The sequence below is a fragment of the Ruegeria sp. CJ9 genome (assembly GCF_056536625.1).
Window position 1 is genome coordinate 426,142 of record NZ_JBQFPY010000001.1, and the last position, 26,175, is coordinate 452,316.

The 26,175-nt window shown below is 57.4% G+C and carries 24 protein-coding genes; 9 read left to right on the plus strand and 15 right to left on the minus strand.

What is annotated here, in order from left to right:
• Positions 1 to 6: 6 nt before the first annotated feature.
• The 3 genes from ACR0AJ_RS02135 to ACR0AJ_RS02145 all read right to left on the minus strand — a co-directional run bounded on the left by ACR0AJ_RS02135 (position 7) and on the right by ACR0AJ_RS02145 (position 3,654).
• Complete coding sequence (locus tag ACR0AJ_RS02135; RefSeq protein ID WP_480739970.1) at positions 7 to 801, minus strand: ABC transporter ATP-binding protein; 795 nt, start codon at positions 799 to 801, stop codon at positions 7 to 9.
• Between the two features lie 56 nt (positions 802 to 857).
• Complete coding sequence (gene hydA, locus ACR0AJ_RS02140) at positions 858 to 2,312, minus strand: dihydropyrimidinase (protein ID WP_170357995.1); 1,455 nt, start codon at positions 2,310 to 2,312, stop codon at positions 858 to 860.
• A 91-nt stretch (positions 2,313 to 2,403) separates the two neighbouring features.
• Positions 2,404 to 3,654 (minus strand): Zn-dependent hydrolase, encoded by a 1,251-nt coding sequence (locus tag ACR0AJ_RS02145; RefSeq protein ID WP_170374898.1) that lies wholly within the window; start codon positions 3,652 to 3,654, stop codon positions 2,404 to 2,406.
• Positions 3,655 to 3,825: 171 nt separating this feature from the next.
• Here ACR0AJ_RS02145 and ACR0AJ_RS02150 point away from each other — a divergent pair, with 171 nt between their 5' ends.
• Both ACR0AJ_RS02150 and ACR0AJ_RS02155 read left to right on the plus strand, forming a co-directional pair.
• Positions 3,826 to 4,434 (plus strand): TetR family transcriptional regulator C-terminal domain-containing protein, encoded by a 609-nt coding sequence (locus ACR0AJ_RS02150; RefSeq protein WP_170348397.1) that lies wholly within the window; start codon positions 3,826 to 3,828, stop codon positions 4,432 to 4,434.
• A gap of 108 nt (positions 4,435 to 4,542) precedes the next feature.
• Positions 4,543 to 4,839, plus strand: a complete 297-nt coding sequence (locus ACR0AJ_RS02155) for a putative quinol monooxygenase (RefSeq protein ID WP_170348396.1) — start codon at positions 4,543 to 4,545, stop codon at positions 4,837 to 4,839.
• 213 nt (positions 4,840 to 5,052) lie between these two features.
• Here ACR0AJ_RS02155 and preA read toward each other — a convergent pair whose 3' ends face one another.
• From preA to ACR0AJ_RS02170, 3 genes are read right to left on the minus strand one after another with little or no spacing between them, the layout of a single operon-like run.
• Positions 5,053 to 6,357, minus strand: coding sequence for an NAD-dependent dihydropyrimidine dehydrogenase subunit PreA (gene preA, locus ACR0AJ_RS02160; protein ID WP_480646372.1), 1,305 nt, complete (start codon positions 6,355 to 6,357; stop codon positions 5,053 to 5,055).
• Between the two features lie 18 nt (positions 6,358 to 6,375).
• Positions 6,376 to 7,212 (minus strand): methyltransferase domain-containing protein, encoded by an 837-nt coding sequence (locus ACR0AJ_RS02165; RefSeq protein ID WP_480687533.1) that lies wholly within the window; start codon positions 7,210 to 7,212, stop codon positions 6,376 to 6,378.
• Positions 7,213 to 7,258: 46 nt separating this feature from the next.
• Entirely contained in the window at positions 7,259 to 8,593 is a 1,335-nt protein-coding gene (locus ACR0AJ_RS02170; protein WP_170348393.1) for an NAD(P)-dependent oxidoreductase, read from the minus strand.
• 312 nt (positions 8,594 to 8,905) lie between these two features.
• On the opposite strand from ACR0AJ_RS02170, the gene ACR0AJ_RS02175 reads away from it, so the two are divergent.
• From ACR0AJ_RS02175 to ACR0AJ_RS02185, 3 genes are all read left to right on the plus strand, one after another.
• Complete coding sequence (locus ACR0AJ_RS02175; protein WP_480739972.1) at positions 8,906 to 9,901, plus strand: hypothetical protein; 996 nt, start codon at positions 8,906 to 8,908, stop codon at positions 9,899 to 9,901.
• Positions 9,902 to 9,973: 72 nt separating this feature from the next.
• Positions 9,974 to 11,266, plus strand: a complete 1,293-nt coding sequence (locus tag ACR0AJ_RS02180; protein ID WP_170357970.1) for an O-acetylhomoserine aminocarboxypropyltransferase/cysteine synthase family protein — start codon at positions 9,974 to 9,976, stop codon at positions 11,264 to 11,266.
• A 3-nt stretch (positions 11,267 to 11,269) separates the two neighbouring features.
• Entirely contained in the window at positions 11,270 to 12,028 is a 759-nt protein-coding gene (locus tag ACR0AJ_RS02185; RefSeq protein ID WP_170348390.1) for a GNAT family N-acetyltransferase, read from the plus strand.
• Here ACR0AJ_RS02185 and ACR0AJ_RS02190 read toward each other — a convergent pair.
• Positions 11,984 to 12,679 (minus strand): SIMPL domain-containing protein, encoded by a 696-nt coding sequence (locus ACR0AJ_RS02190; RefSeq protein ID WP_480739974.1) that lies wholly within the window; start codon positions 12,677 to 12,679, stop codon positions 11,984 to 11,986. The two genes, ACR0AJ_RS02185 and ACR0AJ_RS02190, sit on opposite strands and share 45 nt — an antisense overlap.
• 209 nt (positions 12,680 to 12,888) lie before the next feature.
• Between ACR0AJ_RS02190 and ACR0AJ_RS02195 the strand changes: the two genes are divergently transcribed.
• Positions 12,889 to 14,736, plus strand: a complete 1,848-nt coding sequence (locus tag ACR0AJ_RS02195) for a hypothetical protein (RefSeq protein ID WP_480739976.1) — start codon at positions 12,889 to 12,891, stop codon at positions 14,734 to 14,736.
• A 40-nt stretch (positions 14,737 to 14,776) separates the two neighbouring features.
• Here the strand turns inward: ACR0AJ_RS02195 and hppD are convergent, their stop codons facing one another.
• Complete coding sequence (gene hppD / locus ACR0AJ_RS02200; protein WP_170348387.1) at positions 14,777 to 15,874, minus strand: 4-hydroxyphenylpyruvate dioxygenase; 1,098 nt, start codon at positions 15,872 to 15,874, stop codon at positions 14,777 to 14,779.
• Positions 15,875 to 16,019: 145 nt separating this feature from the next.
• Between hppD and ACR0AJ_RS02205 the strand changes: the two genes are divergently transcribed.
• Positions 16,020 to 16,475 (plus strand): Lrp/AsnC family transcriptional regulator, encoded by a 456-nt coding sequence (locus tag ACR0AJ_RS02205; RefSeq protein WP_058281113.1) that lies wholly within the window; start codon positions 16,020 to 16,022, stop codon positions 16,473 to 16,475.
• A 19-nt stretch (positions 16,476 to 16,494) separates the two neighbouring features.
• Entirely contained in the window at positions 16,495 to 18,375 is a 1,881-nt protein-coding gene (locus ACR0AJ_RS02210; RefSeq protein ID WP_480739977.1) for a monovalent cation:proton antiporter-2 (CPA2) family protein, read from the plus strand.
• Between the two features lie 28 nt (positions 18,376 to 18,403).
• On the opposite strand, the gene cobT is transcribed toward ACR0AJ_RS02210, so the two are convergent.
• Complete coding sequence (gene cobT, locus ACR0AJ_RS02215; protein ID WP_480739978.1) at positions 18,404 to 19,417, minus strand: nicotinate-nucleotide--dimethylbenzimidazole phosphoribosyltransferase; 1,014 nt, start codon at positions 19,415 to 19,417, stop codon at positions 18,404 to 18,406.
• A 79-nt stretch (positions 19,418 to 19,496) separates the two neighbouring features.
• Here cobT and cobS point away from each other — a divergent pair, with 79 nt between their 5' ends.
• Positions 19,497 to 20,261, plus strand: coding sequence for an adenosylcobinamide-GDP ribazoletransferase (gene cobS / locus ACR0AJ_RS02220; RefSeq protein WP_480739979.1), 765 nt, complete (start codon positions 19,497 to 19,499; stop codon positions 20,259 to 20,261).
• Here the strand turns inward: cobS and ACR0AJ_RS02225 are convergent.
• The 6 genes from ACR0AJ_RS02225 to ACR0AJ_RS02250 form a co-directional block, all read right to left on the minus strand.
• Positions 20,258 to 21,028, minus strand: a complete 771-nt coding sequence (locus tag ACR0AJ_RS02225; protein ID WP_170409453.1) for a potassium channel family protein — start codon at positions 21,026 to 21,028, stop codon at positions 20,258 to 20,260. The genes cobS and ACR0AJ_RS02225 overlap by 4 nt on opposite strands.
• Before the next feature lie 114 nt (positions 21,029 to 21,142).
• A complete protein-coding gene (locus ACR0AJ_RS02230) occupies positions 21,143 to 21,658 on the minus strand; it encodes a CarD family transcriptional regulator (protein WP_170348382.1) in 516 nt (171 codons plus the stop codon).
• A 281-nt stretch (positions 21,659 to 21,939) separates the two neighbouring features.
• Complete coding sequence (fdxA, locus tag ACR0AJ_RS02235; RefSeq protein ID WP_170348381.1) at positions 21,940 to 22,278, minus strand: ferredoxin FdxA; 339 nt, start codon at positions 22,276 to 22,278, stop codon at positions 21,940 to 21,942.
• Positions 22,279 to 22,344: 66 nt separating this feature from the next.
• Entirely contained in the window at positions 22,345 to 22,710 is a 366-nt protein-coding gene (locus ACR0AJ_RS02240; protein ID WP_170348380.1) for an RNA-binding S4 domain-containing protein, read from the minus strand.
• Between the two features lie 6 nt (positions 22,711 to 22,716).
• On the minus strand, positions 22,717 to 25,524 hold the full coding sequence (locus ACR0AJ_RS02245; protein WP_480739981.1) for a helicase-related protein: 2,808 nt from the start codon (positions 25,522 to 25,524) through the stop codon (positions 22,717 to 22,719).
• Between the two features lie 22 nt (positions 25,525 to 25,546).
• Positions 25,547 to 26,155, minus strand: coding sequence for a tetratricopeptide repeat protein (locus ACR0AJ_RS02250; RefSeq protein ID WP_170357947.1), 609 nt, complete (start codon positions 26,153 to 26,155; stop codon positions 25,547 to 25,549).
• Positions 26,156 to 26,175 lie beyond the last annotated feature (20 nt).

The following is a 26,175-nucleotide window of genomic DNA, read 5'->3' on the forward strand; positions in this document are numbered from 1 at the left end:
CCTGCACTAGTCATCCGTATGCCCCGCCCGCAGCCCCTCGCGCACACGATGGGCTACTTCGATGAATTCCGACGTGTCGCGGATATCCAGCGGCCGTTCCTTTGGCAGAGGGCTGTCGATCACATCAGTGATCCGCCCCGGTCGCGGGCTCATCACCACGATCTTTGTGCTGAGATACACCGCCTCGGGGATCGAGTGCGTCACGAAACCGATGGTCTTTTCAGTGCGCGCCCAAAGTGCCAGAAGCTGTTCGTTCAGGTGATCGCGCACGATCTCATCCAGTGCGCCAAAGGGCTCATCCATCAAAAGGATATCGGCGTCAAAAGCCAGGGCCCGCGCAATGCTGGCGCGTTGCTGCATGCCGCCAGAAAGCTGCCAGGGGAATTTCCCGCCAAACCCTTCCAGATCAACAAGTTCCAGAACTTTTTTAACCCTCTCTTCCTGCTCGCTGGCGGAATAACCCATGATTTCCAAGGGTAGTTTAATGTTCTTGGCAATGGTCCGCCAAGGATATAGCCCCGCCGCCTGAAACACATAGCCATAGGCCCGGTTCCGCCGCGCCTCATCCGGCGTCATTCCGTTGACGGTTAACGTTCCCCCTGTCGGTGTTTCCAGCGCCGCGATACAGCGCAGAAAGGTGGTTTTACCACAACCCGAGGGGCCGATGAAACTGACGAAATCGCCTTTGTCGACTGTCAGGTTCACATCCTTGAGCGCATGGATTGGCCCGTCGTTTGTTTGGAAGGTAAGGTCCAACTGCCTTGCCTCGATTACGGGCTGGGTAGTGCTTTCAGTATTCATTCCATTGCCTTGAAAAGGTTTGGCTTTAGGGTGCCTTGGTGACAATCCCTGCGCAATCAGACACCCGTCGCCGGAATGCCCGTCCGCTCAACCGGGCGCGGCGCAGTCAGCTCTTTCCACGTACTCAGCGCCTTGTTCACGTGACCATTGGGCTCGCGCGCTACAAACTCTCCATGCCCTTCCTGCGTGCGGATTTCACCGTCATGCACGGCCACCTGTCCACGGGTCAGCGTAAAGCGCGGCAGACCTTTGACCTCTTTACCCTCGAACACGTTGTAATCGATCGAGGATTGCTGGGTATCAGCGCTGATCGTTTTGGCTTTCTCAGGGTCCCATACAACGATATCGGCATCCGCCCCCACAAGGATCGCACCCTTTTTAGGATAGCAATTCAATATTTTGGCGATGTTTGTTGAAGTCACGGCCACAAACTCATTCATCGTCAAACGCCCCGTATTCACACCATGGGTCCACAGCATCGGCATCCGATCCTCCAGCCCACCGGTCCCATTCGGTATCTTGGTAAAGTCACCGACGCCAAAACGCTTTTGGTCGGTGGTAAAGGCGCAATGGTCAGTGGCCACAACGCTCAATGTCCCGGAATGCAATCCGTTCCACAGACTGTCCTGATGCTGTTTGTTCCGGAACGGGGGGCTCATGACGCGCCGCGCCGCGTGGTCCCAATCCTGATGGAAATACTCGCTTTCATCCAACGTCAGGTGCTGGATCAGAGGCTCACCCCACACCCGTTTTCCATTCATCTTGGCCCGGCGAATGGCTTCATGCGCCTCTTCACAGGAAGTATGCACCACGTAAAGCGGCACGCCCGCCATATCGGCAATCATAATGGCCCGGTTGGTCGCCTCGCCTTCAACCTGTGGCGGTCGCGAATACGCATGCGCTTCGGGGCCTGTATTTCCTTCGGCCAGCAGCTTGGCGCTTAACTCAGCCACGACATCGCCGTTTTCAGCATGCACCATCGCGATTCCACCCAACTCAGCCAATCGCTTGAACGAGGCAAACAACTCATCGTCATTCACCATCAGTGCGCCCTTGTAGGCCATGAAGTGCTTGAACGTATTGATGCCGCGCGTCTCGATCACCGTTTTGATGTCGTCAAACACCTGTTCACCCCACCAGGTCACCGCCATATGGAAGGAGTAATCGCAGTTTGCACGGGTCGACTTGTTATCCCAGCGCTTCAAGGCATCAAGCAGACCCTCACCGGGGTTTGGCAGCGCGAAATCGACCACCATCGTGGTGCCCCCGGCCAGCGCCGCTCGCGTCCCGCTTTCGAAATCATCGCTGGAATAGGTTCCCATGAACGGCATCTCAAGATGCGTGTGCGGGTCAATCCCACCGGGCATCACGTAACACCCCGTCGCATCAAGCACTTTGTCGCCCTTAAGATCCATTCCGATCTCGGTGATCACACCGCCTTCGACCAGCACATCCGCCTTATAGGAAAGATCGGCGGTCACGACGGTTCCGTTTTTGATAACAGTGCTCATTTTAATCTCCCTGACGCGGTCTGCGCCGCTTGCTTCATCTGGCCAAAATACCTCGGGTGAGTCGCTTTTCGGGCGACAGGGGCAGCGTCCCTTACTCCACAATCTCTGCGGTTTCGACGACCGCATGAAACAGAACATCTGCCCCGGCGGCCGCCCAGTCTTTACTGATCTCTTCGGCCTCGTTGTGGCTCAGCCCATCAACGCACGGGCACATTACCATCGCGGTTGGTGCCACTCGGTTGATCCAGCACGCATCATGTCCTGCACCCGAGATGATGTCGGTGTGCGAATACCCCAACCTCTCAGCCGCATCGCGAACCGCCTTTACGCACCCCTCGTCGAACGTCACAGGGTCAAAGCCGCCAACTTTCTCGAATTCGATCTGCAGGCCCATCTCTTCGACGATATCTTCGGCGGCAACACGCAGGCGGTTAACCATGTCGGTGATCACGTCCAATTCGGGTGAGCGGAAATCGACCGTGAAAACAGCCTTGCCGGGGATCACGTTGCGAGAGTTCGGATAGACATCGATATGCCCTGCTGCACCGACCGCATGGGGCGCATGCGACCAGGCGATTTCATCCACTTTCTCAAGGATGCGTGCCATCGCAAGGCCAGCATTCTTGCGCATTGGCATCGGGGTCGACCCAGTATGGGAGTCCTTGCCCGTCACGGTGATTTGCGTCCAGCTTAGGCCCTGCCCATGTGTGACAACGCCAATATCCTTACCTTCGGCCTCAAGGATCGGCCCTTGTTCGATATGCAGCTCAAAGAAAGCGTGCATCTTGCGTGCGCCGACCTCTTCGTCGCCCCGCCAGCCGATGCGATTCAGTTCATCACCAAACTTTTTGCCCTCGGCATCCTCGCGGTCATAGGCCCAATCCTGCGTGTGCATTCCAGCAAAAACGCCCGAAGACAACATAGCCGGCGCGTAACGTGTGCCCTCTTCGTTGGTCCAGTTGGTCGCCACGATGGGGTGTTTGGTTTTGATGTCCAGATCATTCAGCGTCCGTATGATCTCTAACCCGCCCAGCACGCCCAGCACGCCGTCATATTTCCCGCCGGTCGGCTGCGTATCCAGATGTGAACCTACATAAACCGGCAGAGCCTCGGGGTCAGTCCCCTCTCGGCGAGCAAACATATTGCCCATTTGATCCAGGCCCATTGTACAGCCCGCGTCCTTGCACCATTTCTGGAACAAGGCGCGCCCTTCAGCATCCTCATCCGTCAGGGTCTGGCGGTTGTTGCCCCCAGCAACACCGGGGCCAATCTTTGCCATCTCCATCAGGCTATCCCAAAGTCTGTCGCCATTGATCCTGAGGTTTTGCGCCGGAGCTGCCATTGGTGTCTTCCCTGTTGCTTGCGATTTGGATCGCTTTTGGTGTCTTGATTTGACCATCTGGTCAAACTCACGCTATCACGGGTTCGAGATCAGTCAAGAAATTGCATGGTGCCGCCGGAATTTTCGGCATAATTGGCCCCCGCATGGCAAAAAAAGAGACACGCTGGAAACATGCCCAAGGATCGCGCCCCGACCCGAATACAGAGAAAGAACCGCGCTGCGATTCTCGAGGCCGCGCTGAACGTGTTTTCCGCCCACGGATTTCGCGGCGCAACTGTTGATCAGATTGCTGCCGAAGCTGGGCTAAGCAAGCCGAATTTACTGTATTATTTCCCGTCGAAAGAGGCGATCCATACTGCCCTGCTTTCGGGGCTGTTGGACACATGGTTGGCCCCCTTACACGAGTTGGATGCCGACGGAGACCCGATGGAGGAAATCCTGTCCTACATCCGCCGCAAATTGCAGATGAGCCGTGAGTTGCCGCGTGAAAGCCGCCTGTTCGCGAACGAGCTTGTTCAGGGCGCACCGCGCATTCACGAGGCTTTGTCGAATGACCTTAAGGCGCTGGTGGACGATAAAACCACGATCCTGACGCAATGGATGGATGAGGGCAAAATTGCGCGCCTGCATCCCTATCATCTGATCTTTTCAATCTGGGCCTTGACGCAGCACTACGCCGATTTCGATGTGCAGGTCCGTGCCATTCTGGGCAACGAGGATCCGTTCGCAGGTGCTGAACCGTTTATTGATACGCTTTATCGCAAACTTCTGGCACCCTAGAAAAACAGTCTCACGGAACCCTTGGCAGACCATTCCATCTTGCCATGATATACTGGGTCAATTGAGGTGACTTTCATGCGGCAGCAACACCGAAAGGAAGGTGACTGCATGATCATTCGCATATTTCAGGTCGTTACACGCCCCGGCAAAGAAGAAGAGTTCGGGAAGTTCTTTCACGAGACGGCGATCCCGCTCATGAAGGGAACGAAAGGGATAGTTCAGGTCATACCCGGGGCGCCGCGTGCCGATACACCCAGAGAGTTTAGTTTTGTTATGGTTTGGGAAGACCTTGAGTCTCTGAAGGCTTTTGTAGGTGACGATATTTCCAGCCCTCATATTGATCCTATGGAAGCTGAACTGGTCGAGTCGCGCTCAATCAGACATTATGAGCTTGTCGACAGTTAGCTTACGGCGATTTTCCATCTAGTTCGCGATTCCCAATGGATAGCTTTGGCTTTACGAGCGGGCGCGTTTCAGAAGGGCTTCGGTCGTTTTTTGATTCCCGATAGCCTATCGAGAGCGAACATTGACCAGACCTGCAGGATCGCTCAAATTTTCTGAGCCATTTGAAAAGGGCTGGCCTATACCAGCCCCTTGTCTTTGTTTCAGTTAACCAATCTACTCGGCCGCTTTCGCCATTGGATTATTGGGATGCGTCGTCCAGTTGGCATAGCCAGGCTGCACTTCATCTCCGGTACGCGGATCGACCTCACCGGCTGTCATCGGCTCCATTGAGATACACCCGTCCACCGGGCAGACATCCACGCACAGATTACAGGCGACGCATTCGTCATCCATGACCTCAAAAACCCGATCTTCGGACATTGAAATCGCCTGATGGCTGGTGTCTTCACACGCGGCATAGCAGCGACCGCATTTGATGCACTGATCTTGGTCGATCTTGGCCTTGGCAACGTAGTTCAGATTCAGATACTGCCAGTCGGTCACATTCGGCACAGCAAGACCTACGACTTGCGATACGTCTGTATAGCCCTTTTCATCCATCCACTTGGACAGTCCGGCAGTCAGTTCGTCGATAATCTTGAACCCATAGGTCATTGCGGCGGTACACACCTGCACGGTCCCACATCCCAACGCCATGAATTCAGCCGCATCGCGCCACGTGGTCACGCCACCGATACCGGATATCGGCAGGCCTTGCGTGGCTTGGGCACGGGCAATTTCGGACACCATCGACAGGGCAATCGGCTTTACCGCCGGGCCACAATACCCGCCGTGGCTGCCCTTTCCATCAATCGACGGCTCGGGGCTGAATGTGTCCAGATTGACGCTGGTGATCGAGTTGATCGTGTTGATCAACGACACCGCGTCCGCGCCGCCATTTCTAGCCGCCTCAGCTGGCTTGCGGATATCGGTGATGTTCGGCGTCAACTTTACGATAACCGGGCGGTCGTAGTACTGCTTACACCAGCGGGTCACCATTTCGATGTATTCCGGCACCTGCCCCACGGCCGAGCCCATACCGCGCTCGCTCATCCCATGCGGGCAACCGAAGTTCAACTCGATCCCGTCTGCGCCTGTTTCTGCCACACGCGGCAAAATGGCTTTCCATGCCTCTTCTTCGCACGGCACCATGATCGAAGCGATCAGAGCACGGTCCGGGTAATCTGCCTTGACCCGCGCCATTTCTTCAAGGTTCACCTCAAGCGGGCGATCGGTGATCAGTTCGATGTTGTTCAGGCCCAAAAGCCGACGATCAGCGCCATAAATCGCGCCGTAGCGCGGCCCGTTGACGTTTACGACCGGAGGTCCCTCGGCCCCGAGCGTTTTCCACACAACTCCGCCCCATCCGGCCTCAAAAGCACGGCGGACGTTATATTCCTTATCCGTCGGTGGCGCCGAGGCCAACCAGTATGGGTTGGGGCTGGAAATACCCAGAAAGTTTGTTGTCAGATCGGCCATAGCTTCTCCCTTCCCGGCTCAGCCGGATTTCTTGAATATCATTTCGGTCGGGCGAATGCGCCCGGCCTTGAGGTTCATGACGTAGTTTTGAAACTTTTCGGGCGCCGTCTCGCCCATCATAAGGTGGATGCCCAATGGGGGCGGGCCGCTCTCGGCGATGCGCGCGAAAACTTCTTCGAAAAAAGCAAGCGCGAACTCGGTCCGGTCTGTCTCGGCTACCAGCTCAAGACCCGCCGAGGCCGCCGCGTTCTTGTAAACCTCTGGTGAATCTACAAAAGAGGTCTCGGCAACAGTTGACCAGGGCAGAGGAAAGGCCAGCGGCTCGTCCACGTCCCCTCCCATCACATCAAACAGGGCAAAGGAACCATCCCAGGCCAGAGCGCGCGACACTTCTGCAAAAAGACCCGCCTTGTCTTCGATGTTCATCCCAACGTGCATCATAACGGCAAGATCAAAACCCGCATCCGGCACGGGCAAATCCAGTGCGCTACCCACCAGAAAACTTGTTTTGTCGGAATGCCCGACAAGTTCACTCAAAGCAGTGGCCGTTTCGACAAATTCAGGCGTCAGGTCGACCCCGGTCACTGTCGAGTCATAGCGATCCACGATGTAGCGCGACGTCCCGCCGATGCCGCTCCCGACATCCAGCACACGGGTCGCATGGGTCGGCGAAAGCTGGGCAAACAGGTTGTCCGTTGCCAGAACCCCGCCTGTGTGGAACTCATCACCAGCTTTGAGGTCTGCAACTGTGGCCGCGTTTGGGTCAATGCCACTCGCCTTTAGTGCCTCACGCATACGCTCCGTGAGGGCACCGGTTGTGTAGTGTTGCGCAACAGCTTTTTCGATCTGGGACATGAGAATACCTCAGCAGCGAATGGGATGGGGTGAATGCCCCATCCTATCACGAAACAAGCGTTGAGTGGATGTCCATCGCCGCATCGCGGCCCTCGGCCACGGCGGTTACGGTCAGGTCTTCGCCACCAGCTGCGCAATCGCCCCCGGCCCAGACGCCATCCATCGAGGTACGCCCAGCGCCCGTCACGGCGATCTTGTTGCCGTCCAGCGTCAATCCATCCGGTGCGCCATCCAGCGTCTGGCCAATCGCCTTGAGGACCTGATCGGCGGGCACGCGGATGATTTCTCCGGTCCCCGACAGCTGACCGTCATGGCTGGATGTGTACTCCAGCTCGATCTCTGCCGCTGCCCCGTTTCCATGAACGGCAACGGGTTGCACGTTGGTCATGATCTTGACGCCGTGGGATGAGGCGAGGTCCTGTTCATATCGGCTGGCCCCCATCGCATCGCGGCCACGCCGATAAGCGATGGTGACATGCTCGGCCCCCAGCAGTTTTGATTTCACTGCGGCGTCAACGGCCGTCATTCCGCCACCGATCACCACGACGTTGCGACCAACCGGCAAATGCGCCAGATCAGAAGCCTGGCGCACATCCGAGATGAAATCGACGGCAAAGCGCACGCCATCCAGATCAGCCCCTTGTGCGCGCAGGGCGTTCACGCCGGCCAAACCGATGGACAAAAAGACAGCGTCGTAATTTTCGACCAGACCGTCCAGCGAGATACCCTCACCCAGAACCGAGCCGGTCTCGATCGTGATACCGCCGATCTTTAGCAGCCAGTCCACCTCGGCCTGTGCAAAGTCATTGGTCGACTTATAGGCAGCGATGCCATATTCGTTCAGACCGCCCGGCTTGGGTTTGCCCTCGTGGATCACCACGTCATGCCCAAACATCGCCAGGCGGTGCGCGCAGGCCAGACCAGCAGGCCCTGCCCCGATCACAGCAACAGTCTTGCCAGTTGACGCGGCGCGTTCAAACGGGTGATCCCCGGAAACCATCACGCTGTCCGTCGCATACCGCTGAAGGCGGCCAATCTCGACCGGGGCCCCTTCGGCCGTTTCACGTACGCAGGCCTCTTCGCACAATGTCTCGGTCGGACAGACACGGGCGCACATGCCGCCCAGAATGTTCTGTGCCAGAATGGTTTCACCCGCCGCCTCAGGTTGCCCTGCCTGAATCTGACGCATGAACAACGGAATATCGATATCCGTCGGACAGGCCGTCACACATGGCGCGTCATAACAGAAATAGCACCGATCTGCGGCCACTGCGGCCTCATGCGTGGCCAATGGCGGGTGCAAGTCCGTGAAATTCGATGTCAGCTCATCGCTGGAAAGCCGCCCGGAGACAATGCCGGGGGCAATCTGGCCCTGTGCCATCGCTCTACTCCCTGTAGATATGTTCGTTATGTTCTCAGCTTGCCACAATCTGATTTTTTATCAATTGGTAAAATTTAGAAATTCATCAAAAAATCAAAAAACCGGAAAATTCCGCCCGTTTTACTGAGGAAATTGCCTGTTTTATTGGCATTCGATACTCCTGTTGTGCCCAAAGACCGATTGCGCAGGGCAGACTGCAGCCACGTATTCCGGTTTTTCCGGCATCTGGTTTTGACGGAGCCAGCTGCGTAATGTAGGTCAAACTCAACCCGAGCAGCGCCGGTCAACGGCCAGATACCTGAAAGTCATTCGATGCAGGCCACCCACCCGAAGTTCAACATCGTCATCATCGGGCAAAACAACCGGCTACAGTATGAGGCACTGCTGTTTGCCGCCTCTCTGCGCCATAGCTCACCGAATTTCGAGGGTCGGCTGTTTGTGGCGGTACCACAGCCCGGCCAGCGCTGGCCGCAAGACCCAAGCATCCGGAACGAGGACGTTCTGAAAGCGTTGCGGCAACTGGATGCGGAAATCCTGCCATTCGACAACCATGTCTTCGGCAACAGCTATCCCCACGGCAACAAGATCGAGGCATTGCTGGCGCTGCCAGAAGGCGAGCCTTTCGTGTTCTTTGACAGCGATACGCTGATCACCGGTGATCTGGCTTCGGTACCGTTTGATTTTGACCGACCTGGCGCCTCGCAAAAGGTCGAAGGGACGTGGCCCAAACCCACCCTGTATGGCCCTAGTTTCGATGGTATCTGGAGCGCCCTCTATCACCGGTTCGAACTGGACTTCGAAAGCTCATTGGATACCAGCCAGCCCCAGAATTACTGGCGGCGGTATTTGTACTTCAACGCGGGCTATTTCTATTATTCCTGCCCGCGCAAGTTCGGCACGCGTTTTCTGGACTTTGCCCGCACGATCCGGGATGGGAATATCCCCGAACTGGCCGGGCAGAACCTTGACCCATGGCTGGATCAGGCCGCGCTGCCGTTGGTTGTCCATTCCTTCGGTGGCGGGCGGGATACCCTGCCCCCGGGCCTGCTGGATGGATCGGTCAGCTGCCACTATCGTCTGTTCCCCCTGCTCTATGCCCGCGAAAGCGACCATGTGATTGAGGTGCTTGAAACCGTCGTGGCCCCCAACCGGGTCAAGAAGGTTCTCAAGGGATATGACCCGATCAAAAAGCTGGTTTTGCAGCGTAAGGGCCACAAGATCCGGGACCTGTTCGACCGTGATAACCTGCCCCAGCGCGAACAGGTCATTCGCAATACAATCAAGAACAAGGGCCTGTGGATGCGCTGACAGGATTGTTGTGCGCGCGCGCTCAATCGCCTAGAGATTCAGCAACATACATTCCAACAGGAGATTTTAGCGATGTCTGACGGCCCTACCTACGGTTTTGACACACTTCAGATTCACGCGGGCGCACGGCCCGATCCGGCAACGGGCGCGCGTCAGACTCCGATTTATCAAACAACAGCTTATGTGTTTCGCGATGCCGATCACGCGGCGGCGCTTTTCAACTTGCAAGAAGTTGGCTTCATCTATTCCCGCCTGACCAACCCTACTGTGGCCGTATTGCAAGAACGTATCGCCACACTGGAAGGCGGAGTGGGCGCGGTCTGCTGTTCTTCTGGTCATGCAGCACAGATCATGGCGCTGTTTCCGCTTATGGGACCGGGCTGCAACGTGGTGTCCTCGACGCGCCTTTATGGCGGCACGGTCACGCAATTCAGCCAGACGATCAAACGCTTTGGCTGGTCGGCCAAGTTTGTCGACACCGATGATCTGGACGCCGTAAAAAATGCCATCGACGAAAACACCCGGGCGATATTCTGTGAATCAATTGCCAATCCGGGTGGGTATGTGACCGACATTCAGGCCATGGCGGATATCGCTGACGCAGCAGGTATCCCCCTGATCGTCGACAACACCTCGGCCACACCGTACCTATGCCGCCCCATCGAACAGGGCGCGACGCTGGTTGTGCATTCGACGACCAAGTACCTGACCGGCAATGGCACGGTCACCGGCGGCTGTATCGTGGATTCGGGCAAGTTCGATTGGTCGGCGAATGACAAGTTCCCTTCGCTCAGCGAACCGGAACAAGCCTATCACGGACTGAAGTTCCACGAGACCTTTGGCCCGCTGGCTTTTACCTTTCACGGTATCGCCATTGGCCTGCGCGATCTGGGCATGACCATGAACCCGCAAGCCGCGCATTACACGCTGATGGGGGTTGAAACCCTATCCCTTCGGATGGAACGCCACGTGGAAAACGCCCAAAAGATCGCTGCCTGGCTCGAAGCAGACGACCGCGTGGACTATGTGACCTATGCGGGTCTGCCCTCCTCGCCCTATCATGACCGGGTGAAAGCACACTATAAAAAGGGTGCCGGCGCATTGTTCACCTTTGCGGTCAAGGGTGGTTATGACGCCTGTGTCAAACTGGTGAACGCGCTTGAGATTTTCAGCCATGTCGCCAACCTTGGCGATGCGCGGTCGCTGATCATTCACTCAGCCTCGACCACCCACCGTCAGTTGACGCCTGAACAGCAAGAGGCCGCAGGTGCAGGTCCCGGCGTAGTCCGCGTTTCCATCGGCATCGAAGACGCAGACGACCTGATCGCCGATCTGGATCAGGCGCTGGCCAAGGCAACGGCCTGAGTCATGAGCGGCCACGATACCAACGAACTGGGTCAACCCATCGGTCTGCCGGTTTCGGGCGAATTCCCGCGTCCCACGCCGCCCTATACACCGATGGAAGGTCAGTATTGTTCCGTCGTGCCGCTGGACGTGAACCGGCATGCGCCCGGACTTTACCGGGCGTTTGCCAACGACGCGGATGGGCACAACTGGACCTATCTGCCCTACGGTCCCTTCGACAGGGAGCAGGATTTCGAGGATTGGACCCGCGCCACATGCATGGATGCCGATCCGATGTTCCACACGGTCTTAGACGAAGACGAAACGCCAATTGGCATGGCTTCATTTTTGCGGATCGAACCCGCGGCAGGTGTGATCGAGGTCGGCCACATTCACTTTTCACCCCTGCTGCAGCGCAGCCCGAAATCGACCGAGACCATGTATCTGATGATGCGCCGCGTCTTCGACGAGTTGGGCTATCGCCGCTATGAGTGGAAATGCGACGCCCTGAACGCCGCTTCCTGCCGTTCAGCTGAACGATTGGGTTTTACATTCGAAGGCATCTTTCGGCAGGCCACCCACTACAAAGGTCGGAACCGGGATACGGCCTGGTATTCGATCCTCGACAGTGAATGGCCGCGGATCAAGGCCGCGTTTGAGGCTTGGCTATCACCTGACAATTTTGACCAGACGGGCCAACAGCGACAACCGCTGCAGGCCCGCAGTCAAGGCAAAGGATCACTCGGCCATCCCGAATTCCATCGACACGTTGACCGAGACTGAAATCTCACCCCCCGCGACAGGCACACCGCCCCCTTCGGCCATAGCCATCGCACGCATCTGCGGTGCGGGGTTGATTCCTCCGACCCGCTCGCTGATCTGCTGAACCTGACCCAGAGTTACATTGGCCGCCTGTGCCAGTTGTTCCGCCTTTGCAGTTGCTTCGGCAACAGCTTTGGCTCGTGCCTGCGCCTGCAGCGGTGCGGGGTCCTGCACACCAAAGCTGAGCCCACCGAAATCATTCGCACCGTCCTGAATGACCCCATCCATGATCGTGCCCAACTGTGTCAGGTCACGGACGCGGACCTGCACATTGTTCGATGCCACAAAGCCGGAAATCTCGGGCCGTACACCACTTTGATTGTTGCGCCCGGACCAAACCGGCGACAACGACAGATCGCGGGTTTGAACGTCGCGGGATTCGACGCCCATATCCTCAAGCCGTTTCAGAATCTGCGCCACCGCATCAGATGTCGCCTGCATCGCATTTGACGCCTGCGGATCCTCGTTGGTGACACCCAATGTGATGGTTGCCATATCCGGTGCAGCCTGAACGGTGCCGGTTGCATCTACCAAGATGCGACGTTCTTCCGCATGGGCCATACCTGCGGCTGTCACGGCCAGCACTGCGGCCAGAAAAGCGATTTTCTTCAAGGTCTTCCCTCCAATATCTTCTGTACCAAGATGGGGCTGCCAGGGTTTATCAGACAAGGGGAAGCACTGGCTTTTTCTTTCCCTCGGCGAGATCCTGCTTTAATGTCAGCCTGCGGACGAAAAGTCGTTTGCATCGATGCTGACAATTATGGTTCCTCGGGAATATGAAACCCGCCTTTGCGCTGTCTTTTTCTGCAACCGGAATATCTGTGCACCACCAATCCGATGACGATTGGTTTTGCATTGGTAAGGTTGCATTGGACGCGCCGGACCTGAATGCGCAACTTCACGCCCTGCGGGAAAAAGCATTTGCTTTGGAAAACAACCTACGGTGCAAGGTCATAATCCCGACCGAGCAGGTGCGTTTTTTGTCGGTGGACACTGACAATCAACCCTTTGGAGAAGACGCAAAGGAAAAGCTGGCCGAGGCTACGCCATATACAGTCGAAGACTTAGTTTTTGACACCACGACCGTCGGCCCCACCACCTATGTCGCCGCCGTGACGCAACAAACACTGGATGAGGCACGCGACTTTGCAACCGAACACGGTTTCATACCGGTTCATTTCACTACAGATACCGACGCCAGTTCTTTCCCTTCTGAACCATTGTTTGGGGCTTCAGAAACTGTACCCTTTGCGACCGAGGCCAAAGATGAGGTTCAATCGGACGCAGCAGAACCAAATGTACATCCCATCGCCGCAGAAGCAGCCCCGGATGTATTCCGATCTGCGCCGGCGGCCTCCGCCCCCACCAAAATACCCACTGAGGTATTTACAAAAAAGTACGTTGTACCAGCCACGGCAGCGCTGGGGATAGCGGCAGTGTTGGGCGCATGGGCGCTGATCGGATCAAACGAGACACAAACAGCCGAACCGGAAACGGCACAGGTAGAAGACGCCCTGCCCGCACCCCCCCCTCAGGCCAGTGTCGAAACCGAGAACCCGACCACGCCCGGAGTGCCACCTGCCGAAACGGCTGAGCTTGATACGGACGCCACCCTTTCTGAACAGGACGCACCTGCCCAAAACGAGAATATTCAACCCGATCTTTCGCCCACGGACACAGCTATTCTCGAGGCCTTAAACATCGCCCCGACAATCGTGGAAGAGGTTGCCCGCGACCCTGTGATCCAAGCAACGTCAGCCCAACCCGGCCTTGAGATCATCGCGCCCGATCCCCTGTTACCCCCGGCTTTCCCCCCCCAGGATGAGCCGTATCTGGCTTCGGTCGACAACTCCAACCTGTCGACTGACGCCGTTGCCCTGCCCGCGGCACAAAGCTTTGACACAGATGAACCCTTTGAACAGATTGTACTGCCCAGCACCGCCGGCGCCCAGTTCGAGCTTGATGATCGCGGCCTGGTCACACCCAGCGCCGAGGGGACGCTGAACCCGGACGGTATTGTCGTCTATCTCGGGCGCCCTTCGAAGACACCACCCGAGCCACCTGTCCGGTTCGAAGAGGAACCCATCCTTGAGGAAACTCCTGACAGGTTGGCCGGGCTGCGCCCAAAGCCCCGCCCCAGCGATCTGATCGAACAGTTCGAACGTCAGCAGTTGGGCGGACGAACGCGTGAAGAACTGGCGGGGCGGCGCCCCAAACTGCGCCCTGCCTCACTGCAACAACAGCCGCAGATTGACTATACCCCCACTGCACTGGCGGTGGTGCGCGTGCCGCGACCAAAATCCCGCCCAGCAGGTCTTGCACCACCTACCGGGACGCAAACCGCCAATCTGGGGTCAACGGCGGCCATCGGTCAGGTCGAGGCCGGGTCATTCCAACCCAAAGCCGTTGCCCCCAAGATTCCGTCCGCGGCCTCGGTCGCGCGTCAGGCGACAATCGACAACGCGCTGAACCTGCGCAAACTGAACCTGATCGGGGTTTATGGAACACCCGCCAACCGCCGCGCGCTGGTTCGGCTGCCTAGCGGTCGTTATAAGAAGCTGAAGGTCGGTGACAGGGTGGACGGCGGCAAGGTCATCGCAATTGGTGACAGCGAATTGCGCTATCAGAAAAAAGGCAGGAACCTGACGCTGAAGATGCCGCGCAGCTAACGCGGACGCGAACGCCCGCATTATGCTTCAACACACGAACTCAAGCCGCTGAAATTTCGCCGCTTTCGATCTGTTCGCGTTCGATAGATTCGAATAGGGCCTGAAAGTTTCCCTCGCCAAACCCATCGTCGCCCTTTCGCTGAATGAACTCGAAAAAGATCGGGCCGATCACGGTTTTTGAGAAGATTTGCAGCAAGATTCTGGTCTCGCCGCCATCCAGAACACCTTCGCCGTCAATCAGAATGCCGTGCTTCATCATACGGTCCAACGGCTCGTCGTGGTCGGCAACCCGTTCCTTGGACATCTCGTAATAGGATTTGTTCGGGCCAGGCATGAATTTCAAACCCTTCTCGGCAATCGCGTCGGTCGAGGCATAGATATCTTCGCTGCCCACTGCGATATGCTGGATCCCCTCACCTTTATACTTGTTGAGATAGGACACGATCTGCCCGGTTTCGCCCCGATCTTCGTTGATCGGAATGCGAATGCGTCCACAAGGCGACGTCAGGGCGCGGCTGAATAGGCCGGTAAATTTGCCCTGAATGTCAAAAAATCGGATTTCGCGGAAGTTGAACAGAGTTTCGTAGAATTCGAACCACTTATCCATATTCCCGCGATAGACGTTGTGCGTCAGATGATCGAGGTAATAGAAACCGTCGCCACGCGGCTTGGACTGTGTGGTCCAGGTGAACTCTTGGTTATATGGCGAAGTGTCGTGGTACTGATCGATGAAATAGATCAGCGAGCCACCGATCCCCTTGATCGCCGGAACATTCATGACCTTGTCCGCCGCATCATAGGGTTCTGCACCTTTGGCCACAGCGTGTTCATAAGCTTTTTGCGCGTCCACAACGCGCCAGCCCATCGCCGAAGCACAGGGGCCATGTTCTGCAGCAAAGCGGGCCGCAAAACTTTCAGAGTCAGCGTTGAGGATATAGGTCACGTCACCCTGCTGCCACAGCTCGACCGTGGGCTTATCCTTGTGGTGGCCGACTTTTTCATAACCCATTCTGGCAAACAGGTCGCGCAACTCCTGCGGTTCGGGGTGGGCGAACTCTACAAATTCAAACCCGTCCGTACCGACCGGGTTTTCTTTGCTGATCACAGATTTCGGGGCGTTGTGGGGGAAAGGACCCATGGCGCGTCTCCTTAAAACAGGAATTTCTTTGCTGATTCCAAAATATGCCTTAACTGGCGCTGTTTCTGCGCATAGTTTTCGTGTAAACTAGGCAAGAGTGCGCAAATTCCGCATATTTGCGCGAAATTTTGGAGATTTTCCGCATATGTTGGATTCCACCGATATGCGCCTGTTATCCGCTTTGCAGGTGGATGCCCATCTGACTGCACATCAACTGGGTGAGATGCTGAACCTGTCGCCCAGTCAGGCCGGGCGGCGGCGGCAACGGCTGGAGGCCGAAGGATACATCACCGGATACGCGGCGCGACTGGACCCGCTGAAACTTGGGCTGCATGTTCAGGGATTCGTTCAAGTACATCTGGGCACCCACGGTCCCGAACAATCGCAAAGCTTTGCACGCATGGTGGACACGCGGCCTGAGATCACCAGCGCCTGGACGATGACAGGTGAGGCAGATTACCTGCTGCATGTCTATTGCGACGATCTAGCCGCGCTCAACCGCTTGCTTCACCAGGTGATCCTGCCGCATCCTGCCGTGGCGCGGGTTCAAAGCCAAATCGTGATGGACCAGCTCAAACGCGACGCCCCGTTACCCACCTGACCCGACCGAAAGGACCGACATGGACGACTTCCTCTATCAGGCTTCGATCTATCTGGCAGCTGCCGTGATCGCAGTGCCGTTATCGGCGCGTCTGGGATTGGGGTCGGTGTTGGGATATCTGGCCGCCGGGATCGTCATCGGACCCATATTCGGGCTGGTTGGTGCGGAAACAGAAAGCCTGCAGCATGTGGCCGAGTTCGGCGTAGTTATGATGCTGTTCCTGATCGGACTGGAACTTGAGCCGCGCGCGCTTTGGGACATGCGCGACAGGCTTTTGGGGCTAGGCGGCCTGCAGGTCGGTCTGTCAACTGCCGCCATTGCTGCTGTTGCTATTTACGCGAACCACCCATGGTCCGTGGCGTTGGCCGTTGGTCTGACCCTGTCGCTATCCTCGACGGCGATTGTGCTACAGACCCTGTCCGAAAAAGGGTTGATGCAGACGAACGGAGGCCGCGCCACGTTTTCCGTGCTGCTGACGCAGGATATCGCAGTGATCCCCATTCTGGCCTTGCTGCCGCTGTTGGCGCTGCCAGCCATGCCACATATCGAAAGCGACGGATCGATTGACCGCGGCGCGAAGGACTTGCACGACACGGCGCATCACAGCTTATCTCTGGTCGAGGGCCTGCCCGGTTGGGCCGTCACGCTGGTCACCCTTGGTGCCATCGCGTTTGTGATCCTTGCCGGCGTCTACCTGACGCGCCCCCTGTTCCGTTTCATCCACGCCACCCGCCTGCGCGAGATGTATACTGCGCTGGCCCTGATGATAGTCGTTGGGATATCCTTCCTGATGACCCTTGTTGGTCTATCCCCCGCCCTGGGCGCTTTCCTGGCAGGCGTTGTTCTGGCCAGTTCGGAATTTCGGCACGAAATGGAAAGCGACCTTGAGCCCTTTAAGGGTTTGTTCCTAGGCCTGTTCTTCATCACCGTTGGTGCCGGAATTGACGTCGCCTATTTCTTCAACGACCCGCTTGAGCTGATCGGACTGGCGCTGCTGGTCATTCTGACAAAGGGGGCCATCCTGTATTTGGTCGGGCGCGCCTTCAAGCTGCGCGGGCGCGATCACTGGCTGTTCACGCTGGGTCTGGCGCAGGCGGGTGAGTTCGGATTTGTCCTGCTGGCCTTTTCCACGCAGCAGAACGTCATCCCACCTGATTTGTCGCAGAAACTGTTAATGATCATCGCCCTGACCATGCTGATCACCCCGCTGTTGTTCATCATCTACGACCTTATGTCCCGTCGGATCAGGGATAACGCCCCGCAAGTCGAACCCGACGAGATCGACGAGAAAGGCCCAGTGATCATCGCGGGCATTGGACGTTTTGGTCAGATCGTGAACCGGTTGGTGCGGGCCAGTGGGTTCAAGACCATCGTTCTGGATCATGATATCGAGACCATTCAACTTATGCGCCGCTTTGGCGTCAAAGGCTTCTTGGGCGATCCGACACGGCCCGAGTTGTTGCGTGCAGCGGGGCTTGATAAAGCCGCCGTTCTGGTTGCTGCAATGGACGACCGCAAGACTGTGACCCGTCTGGTCAGCTTTGCACGTCGCCAACGCCCGGATCTGCACATCATCGCGCGCGCGCATGACCGCACCCATGTGTATGAACTGTACCAGGCGGGCGCGAATGATATCGTACGCGAGATGTTTGACAGCTCACTGCGCGCCGGTCGCTATGTGCTCGAGAATATCGGCCTCAGCGAATATGAGGCCGCACAAGCCGAGCAGACCTTTTATCACCACGACCGAGCCTCGATCCGGGATCTGGCCGAGCTTTGGATTCCCGGCATGCCGACGGCGGAAAACAAGAAATACATCGAGCGCGCCCAGCAATTCGAGAAAGACCTGGAAACCGAACTGCTGGAACTGGCTGAGAAACACGCTCAGAAATCGGCCTGATCCTTTTTGGCGGATCAGGCCGTCCGGGTCAGCCGCCGGACACGCCGGCTTCAGCAAAGGTTGCCATGCCTGAATGACAGGCAACCGCGCTTTTGAGGATATTGATCGCCAGCGCACCGCCCGACCCTTCGCCCAGGCGCAGCCCAAGGTTCAACAGTGGCTGTTTGCCCAGCTTCTCTAATACCGAACCGTGTGCGCCCTCGGCACTTTGATGGCCAGCTACGGCGTGATCCAAAGCCCCGGCAGACACATCGGCCAGACAGGCCGCCGCAGCCGAGCAGATGAAGCCATCCAAAATGACCGGAATACACAGAACACGGGCTGCTGCGATCGCTCCAGCCATGGCCGCAATCTCACGCCCGCCCAGACGGCGTAGGATCTCCAGCCCGTCACCCGATGCACCGTGCAAGGCCACGCCCTCGGCCACCACGCGGGTTTTGTTCGCCAACCCGGCGTCATCCACACCGGTGCCACGCCCAGTCCAGTCCGAGGCTTCTCCCCCGAACAGAGCGCACGCGATTGCAGCAGCCGGGGTTGTGTTGCCGATCCCCATCTCTCCGACGACTAGCAGGTCGGACTTGGGGTCAACAGCTGTCCAACCGGTGCGCAAGGCGTACAACAGGTCTTCCTCGGACATCGCCGGACCTGCGGTGAAATCCGCCGTTGGCCGGTCCAATTCCAACGCATGCACATCCATGGTTGCCCCTGCGGCCTTGGCCAATTGGTTGATTGCCGCACCGCCATGTTCAAAGTTCATGACCATCTGCACGGTCACATCTGGTGGAAAAGCCGACACACCCTGCGCCGTCACCCCGTGATTTCCTGCAAACACGATAACCTGCGGTGCCAAGATTTGCGGGCGGGCATCGCCACGCCAACCGGCATACCAGATCGCCAATTCCTCAAGCCGCCCCAGCGCGCCGGGCGGTTTGGTCAGCTGTCCGTTCCGGTCAGCCGCGCCCTGCAATGCGGCATCATTCGAACCCGGCGCCTGACTCAGGGCATCGCGGAGTGTTTTCAGGTCATTAAGTTCGGGCAGCATCCAAAGCCTCGTTGCATCAGAGTGGTCCTGTGTGTTTAACCGAAGCGTCCGATCCAACAAGACCCTGAAAGGCGCGGGAGTGCATAAAAACGACACCAAGCTGTTTTCCGTGTGGGATATACCACTGGCGCTGGTCTTGCTGACCCGCCTACCGCTGCCGCGGCTGCCGGAAAACACCTTTGCACGGCAGGCCAGCGCCGCCTGGGCGTTTCCCGTGGTCGGTTTGACTATAGGGCTGCTGGCTTGCGCGGTTGGTTGGTCCACGATGGCTTTGAATTTACCCGCTATGGTCAGCGCTGTTTTCCTGGTTGCGGTTCTGATCATGACCACCGGTGCGATGCACGAAGATGGCTTGGCCGATACCGTAGACGGACTTTGGGGAGGGTTCACCCCGGAGCGCCGATTAGAAATCATGAAGGACAGCCATATTGGCGCCTATGGTGTTCTGGCTCTGATCTTCACGCAGTTGATACGCGTCGCTTTGATTGCAACACTGTTAACGGCAAGCGACTATGCCGCAATCCTTGCGGCCTGCTTCTTGTCCCGCGCGGTTATGCCGGTTCTGATGAATGCTCTGCCAAATGCGCGCAATAGTGGTCTGAGCCACTCGGTCGGAGGGCCGCGAGGTGTGACGGTTGCATCGGGTATTGGATTGGCTTTGCTAGGCGCGGTACTTTTGATGGGCGCTGCGGCCATTCCGCCAACTCTCGTCGCTGCGCTGGTTGTTGCGGTGCTCGCCGGGGTCGCAAAGGCCAAAATCGGTGGTCAGACCGGTGATATCCTAGGGGCTTCGCAGCAATTGGCAGAACTGACATTCATGACCGCGGTCGTAGCCGCGCTTTAGGTCGTACCACCGGTTTCGATACGCAGCGTTTCGCCGCAGTGCTTGCAATGTACCGCGTCAGGATCATGCCGATAAAGGCCACAGCTGGGGCACTTGTGGCGCACTTTCTGCGGCATGAAAACGGCCTGCGCCAGACGCACGAACAGCGCCACACCCACAACCATTATGAAAACTGAGAACAACTTGCCTGCCGGTGTCGCCAAGGTGATGTCGCCGAACCCTGTCGTCGTCAGCGTCGCCATGGTGAAATAAAGCGCATCAATATAGGCATGCGGGCTGCTATCAGGAATGAAGAACACCAGAACCGCCGTTGAGGTCGCGAATACGAATACAAGCAGATTGATCGCCGCGATGACGGCATCCTCATGCGTTCGGAAAAACTGACTGTCACGCCGCAAATCCCGCAGCAAGTGATAGGAATGGATCAGGCGCAACGCGCGCAATATTCGCACGAAGGCCAAGTTTCCGGGCAAGAACGGCTCAAGCAGCAGCGAGGCGATCACGACGATATCGGCCAGTGTGTAAATCTTGCACAGAAGTTTCCAGCGGTCTTTCGAAATCCATAACCGGGCCAAAAAATCCAGCAAGATGAGAAACCCGACGCACAGACTGGCAAGCGTGATCCCCGGCCCATGCGGCACATTCGCCGTGGACACGAAGAACACGATCGACGCGGCGTCAAACAGGATCAAGCCATAGCGGAACCAGACCGAAATCGGGTCATGCGCGATGTACAGAAACTTAACGGTTTGCTTTATCCTGGTCATGTATCCGCCTCTGACTACTGGAAAATTAGCGGCAAAAGCGGATTTCACCAAGACAAGACACAAAAAAGGCCGCCCCCTTTTCAGGAGCGGCCCCAATTTCAGAATTGCCAGATATCAGGCGGCAGCAGCGCGCGAGGTCAGCACCTCATCAACTTGCTTGGCGGCCGAAACCTCACCGGCGCCGGACACAGCGGCCACTTCGCGGGTCAGACGCTCTAGCGCGGCTTCGTACAGCTGACGCTCGGAATAGCTCTGCTCGCGCTGATCGTCTGTGCGGTGCAAGTCGCGCACCACTTCGGCAATCGAAATCAGATCGCCCGAGTTGATTTTTTGTTCATATTCCTGCGCCCGGCGCGACCACATGGCGCGTTTCACCTTGGCCTTGCCCTTGAGCGTCTTCATCGCCTGGCTGATGACATCGGGCGAACTGAGTGACCGCAAGCCGGACTCGGTGACTTTGTTGGTCGGCACCCGCAGGGTCATTTTGTCTTTTTCAAAGGAAATAACGAACAGCTCAAGCGAATATCCCGCGACTTCCTGCTCTTCGATCGAGATAATCTGACCCACGCCATGCGCAGGGTAGACAACATAGTCATTCGGGCGGAACTCAAGCTTTTTCGACTTAGACATACAGGTTCATCCTTGGTTATAGAGTAAGATGCGGACAACAAAACAGCCTAGCCGGTGCCATTTCGGCCCCGTCAGGTGGCTTGTTTGTCAAAAAATCAGAACTCCAAAGCACACATACTTACGGAGTACATCCCCATCTCATTCATCATTCAGCTTTCGATTATATCACAAAATTACGACATCTGAAAGGGCACGCCCAAAAATGGCCGTGAAACCTTATAAGTTTCAAAGCGTTGCAACTTGTTCTACACCTGAACCGACAAGTTCAGAGAGCGAATCGCTTAGCCGCCTTCGCCGGGCGCTTCCGAGAAATACTTCTCCATTTTACCCTCTTCGCCGTCGCGCTCTTCGGCCTCGGGCAGCGGGTCTTTCTTGGTCACGATCACCGGCCATTGTTCCGAGTATTTCCGGTTGAATTCCACCCACTGGTCCATCCCCGGCTCAGTGTCAGGGCGAATGGCGTCAGCGGGGCACTCGGGCTCACACACGCCGCAGTCGATGCATTCATCGGGATGAATGACCAAAGTGTTCTCACCTTCGTAGAAACAATCCACCGGGCATACTTCGACGCAGTCGGTGTATTTGCAGCCAATGCAGTTTTCGGTGACAACATAGGTCATAGTGGGAATCCCGTTTGCGGTTTGGGCGTTTAGCTAATCCAGTATTATACTGTCTTCAAGGGCGGATCAGCCCCTAGTGGTACGAGAAAGATCAAGCGCGCGCCGATCTTTCTTGGTTGGACGACCTTTTCCTTCGAATCCGGGGTTTCCGGGCGGCGCGTCCTTCTTTTCGGTCATATCGAAGTACAGTGTTTGCGCTTCGGGTGCAGGGCCACGGCGTTCACCCAGCTTTTCCACTCGAACGACGCGGACAATTCGCCCCTGCGGAAAGGTCAGAACATCACCGGGTCCTACAGCTTGAGCCGGTTTCAGAACCCGGTTTCCGTTCAACCGAACATGGCCGCCGCTGACCTGTTTGGCGGCTAGGCTGCGGGTCTTGAAGAACCGCGCCTGCCAAAGCCATTTGTCGATCCGCAGCTTGGCCTCAGCCATCGGCGTTTAGTTACCGTCTTTCAAACCCATTAGCGCAGCTGCAAACGGGTTATCGGGGTCGATCGCCTTTTCTTTCTTGGGCGGTCGGGAGGAGAAGGTCTTGGCCCCTTGCGGCTTGCCACCCTTCTTGCCCTGCGGTTTACCGCGACCATCCTGCGGTTTACCGCGCGGCTTGCCTTTGCCCTGCCCCTGCCGCTGTTCACGACGCGGGCCACGGTTGGCCTGACGCTGACGACCCCAAGTGAACGTATAGAACACCTCGACCTCGGGTTCATCCGTTGCCGGAGCCTCGGCTGCCGCCTCGGTGCTGTCGGTGGCCTCGGCTGGCGCCTCGGCGGGGGTGACGACCTCTTCGGTTGCCGCTTCTGGTGCTGGGGTTTCTTCAACAGCGGGTTGCTCGGTCGCTTCTACCGCCGGTTGTTCGACTGGGGTTGGTTTGACCTTTTCACGCTCGCCGCGTTCAGCCTTATAGCCAAGCCCTTGCATAAGGTCAGCGAACTGTTCCAGCGTCATACCGGTGATCGACAGCATGTCGGGCTTGGCTTCAAACCCGCCACGGCTGTCTTCGGCGCGCAACATGTCGGCCAGACGTTCCAGCATATCGATCCGGATCGAGCGCTCGCCCGCATCGCGGTAGCCACACATAGTGTCGTACCCTTCGGGTGCATCCTTCGCGACCGGTACGGTGACAAGACCCGGAGGCGGTGCTTCGGGGAATTCCTGCAGCCCATTGGCCAGAGCCCACAAAACCAGACGCAGACGCGTCGGCGCAGGTTTCAGCAGCAGCGGCATGAAGATGGTGAACTGACCGAACCGGATGCCGTGCTTGCGTAGCGCGCCGCGGGCGTCCTGATCCAGATCCTTGACCTCTTGCGCGACGCCTGCACGCGGCAGCACGCCCAGTGCCTCTACCATGCGGAAGGCGAAGCCCTTGGCCACTCCGGACAGTTCCTCGTCCCGCGACAGGTTCAGCAACGGCTCGAACAACGCGGCCACTTTGCGGTCGATGAAATGCTGCAGACGGCGCTGCACTTTCTGCTCAACCTCTGGGCCTGCGGCCTCATCCACAAACACTTCGACCATCGGCTTGAGCGGTTCAGCCCCGGCAACCAGTTTGCCAACGGCATATTCGCCCCACATCAGGCCGCCCTGATCGGTAAAATCAATTTCGGTATCGGGCGCATTGTAGAAGCGATCGGCACGCAGATGGAATTGCGGCGCGAGTGCTTGCAGGGAGGCCGTTTTCAAAGCTTTCGCCTCGGTTCCTTGCGCGCTTTTGTCCGGGATAAACCGGAACCCTTCCAGACGACCGACGAATTCGCCTTCGACAGTCACTTCACCCTTGTCATTTACTTCGGCCAAAAGGGCCTCCTTCTGTTTGAGCCGGCGCAGCAACACTGACGTGCGCCGGTCCACAAATCTTTGAGTCAAACGATCATGCAATGCGTCTGACAGCCTGTCTTCTACAGTGCGTGTTTCGTCACGCCAATGTGATTCGTCATGCACCCAACCGTTTCGCTGCGCAACATATGTCCAGGTGCGAATATATGCCAACCTTTTAGACAAAGCATCGATATCTCCGTCGGTTCTATCGATCCGGCGGATTTGCCGCGCCATGAAATCATCTGGGATCGAACCGCGTTCATGCAAGTGGCCATAGATCACTTCGAGCAGGCTGGCGTGTTCCGCGTGGCTGATGCCGCGAAAATCGGGGATTCGGCACACATCCCACAACAAACGGATCGATTGACCATCACTGGCGCGGGCGGCAACCTCGGTCACTTGCGAGAGCGATTTCAGCACATTCAGATCGTCTGCAGGCCGCGCCTTGACCAGGTGTTCGTCATTCGGGCTGACCTCAAGCGAGTCGATCAGTGCGTCAATCGAGCCAAATCGCAAAGCAGCATTCCGCCAGTTCAGCTTTTTCATCGGCGTAAAGCGGCTGTCCATGATCGCCTGCGCCACGCCGTCTTCCAGCGGTGGGGCCTCACCGGTCACGCCAAAAGTGCCGTCCGACATGCCGCGCCCGGCCCGACCTGCGATCTGCGCCAGTTCGTTCGGGGCTAGAGGGCGCATTCTGCGTCCGTCAAATTTGCTCAGGGACGAGAACGCCACATGGTTCACATCCAGGTTCAGCCCCATCCCGATGGCGTCGGTGGCGACCAGATAGTCGACCTCGCCATTCTGATACAGATCGACCTGCGCGTTCCGTGTACGCGGGCTGAGGGCGCCCATGACCACGGCCGCACCACCCTTTTGGCGACGCAAAAGCTCGGCAATCGCATAGACACTATCAACCGAGAACCCGACAATTGCGCTGCGCGATGGCATGCGGCTGATTTTTTTGGATCCTGCATAGACCAGCTGCGACATCCGCTCGCGCCGGACAAACTGTGCCTCAGGGACCAAAGCCGCGATGGAACCGCGCATGGTGTCCGAACCCAGAAACAGCGTCTCGTTCGTACCGCGTGCGCGCAGCAGGCGGTCAGTAAAGACATGACCGCGTTCGGGATCGGCACATAGCTGGATTTCGTCGATGGCCACGAAATCTGTGCCCATACCTTCGGGCATCGCCTCGACCGTGCAGACCCAATATTGGGCGCGGGGCGGCACGATCCGTTCCTCGCCCGTGACCAGCGCCACGACAGAAGGGCCGCGAATGGCGACGATCTTGTCATAAACCTCTCGCGCCAGCAGACGCAGCGGCAGACCAATTACTCCGGTCCGATAGCCCAGCATCCGCTCGATCGCGTAATGGGTTTTACCTGTGTTGGTCGGGCCAAGTACGGCCACAATTCGGGATGACCCGCTCACCTTTGCCCCCTGCCCCGGTTCTTTAGAGGGCCGAGCCCTCGACCTGAGGCTTCAATCGATTCACCGCATTGGTTACTTCTTCATGATGAGGATGTATAGCCAGCGCGCGCTCATACGCATCCAGTGCTTTGTCGGGCTGTTCGATGATCTCAAAAATCAGGCCAAGCCCGAAAATGGCCTCGTAATTGTTTGGGTTCAGAGTCAGCGCGTGTTCCAGATCAGCAGCGGCCATGCCAAAGCGATCCATTCCAAAAAACGCCGAAGCACGCAGGTGCCACCCTTCGGCAAAGCCGGGCGCATGGTCGGTCAGGGCCGTAAGGTGTTCAACCGCGGTCAACACATCCCCGTCATCCAGCGCCTCGCGCCCGCGTTCCAGCAGCAAATCCGCCGAGGCCGAGCCCGATTGCGACCACAGAGCTTTGAGTTGACGGTCGATACCAATCGCCTGTTCCGGCGTGGAAAGCGCCAATTGCTGTAGCAAGGCGTCCTCGTCCCGCGAATCCGCCTGTTGTGCCACCGAACTGGTGGAAAACATGACCGTGACAAAAAGTGCCGTGACGGTACGTTTGAGATTGTTGATTGCAATGCCCATAACAATGTTCAGTGTAGCGTTGCGACCGGGGATGTCCATTCACGGCGCAGAAACAATAA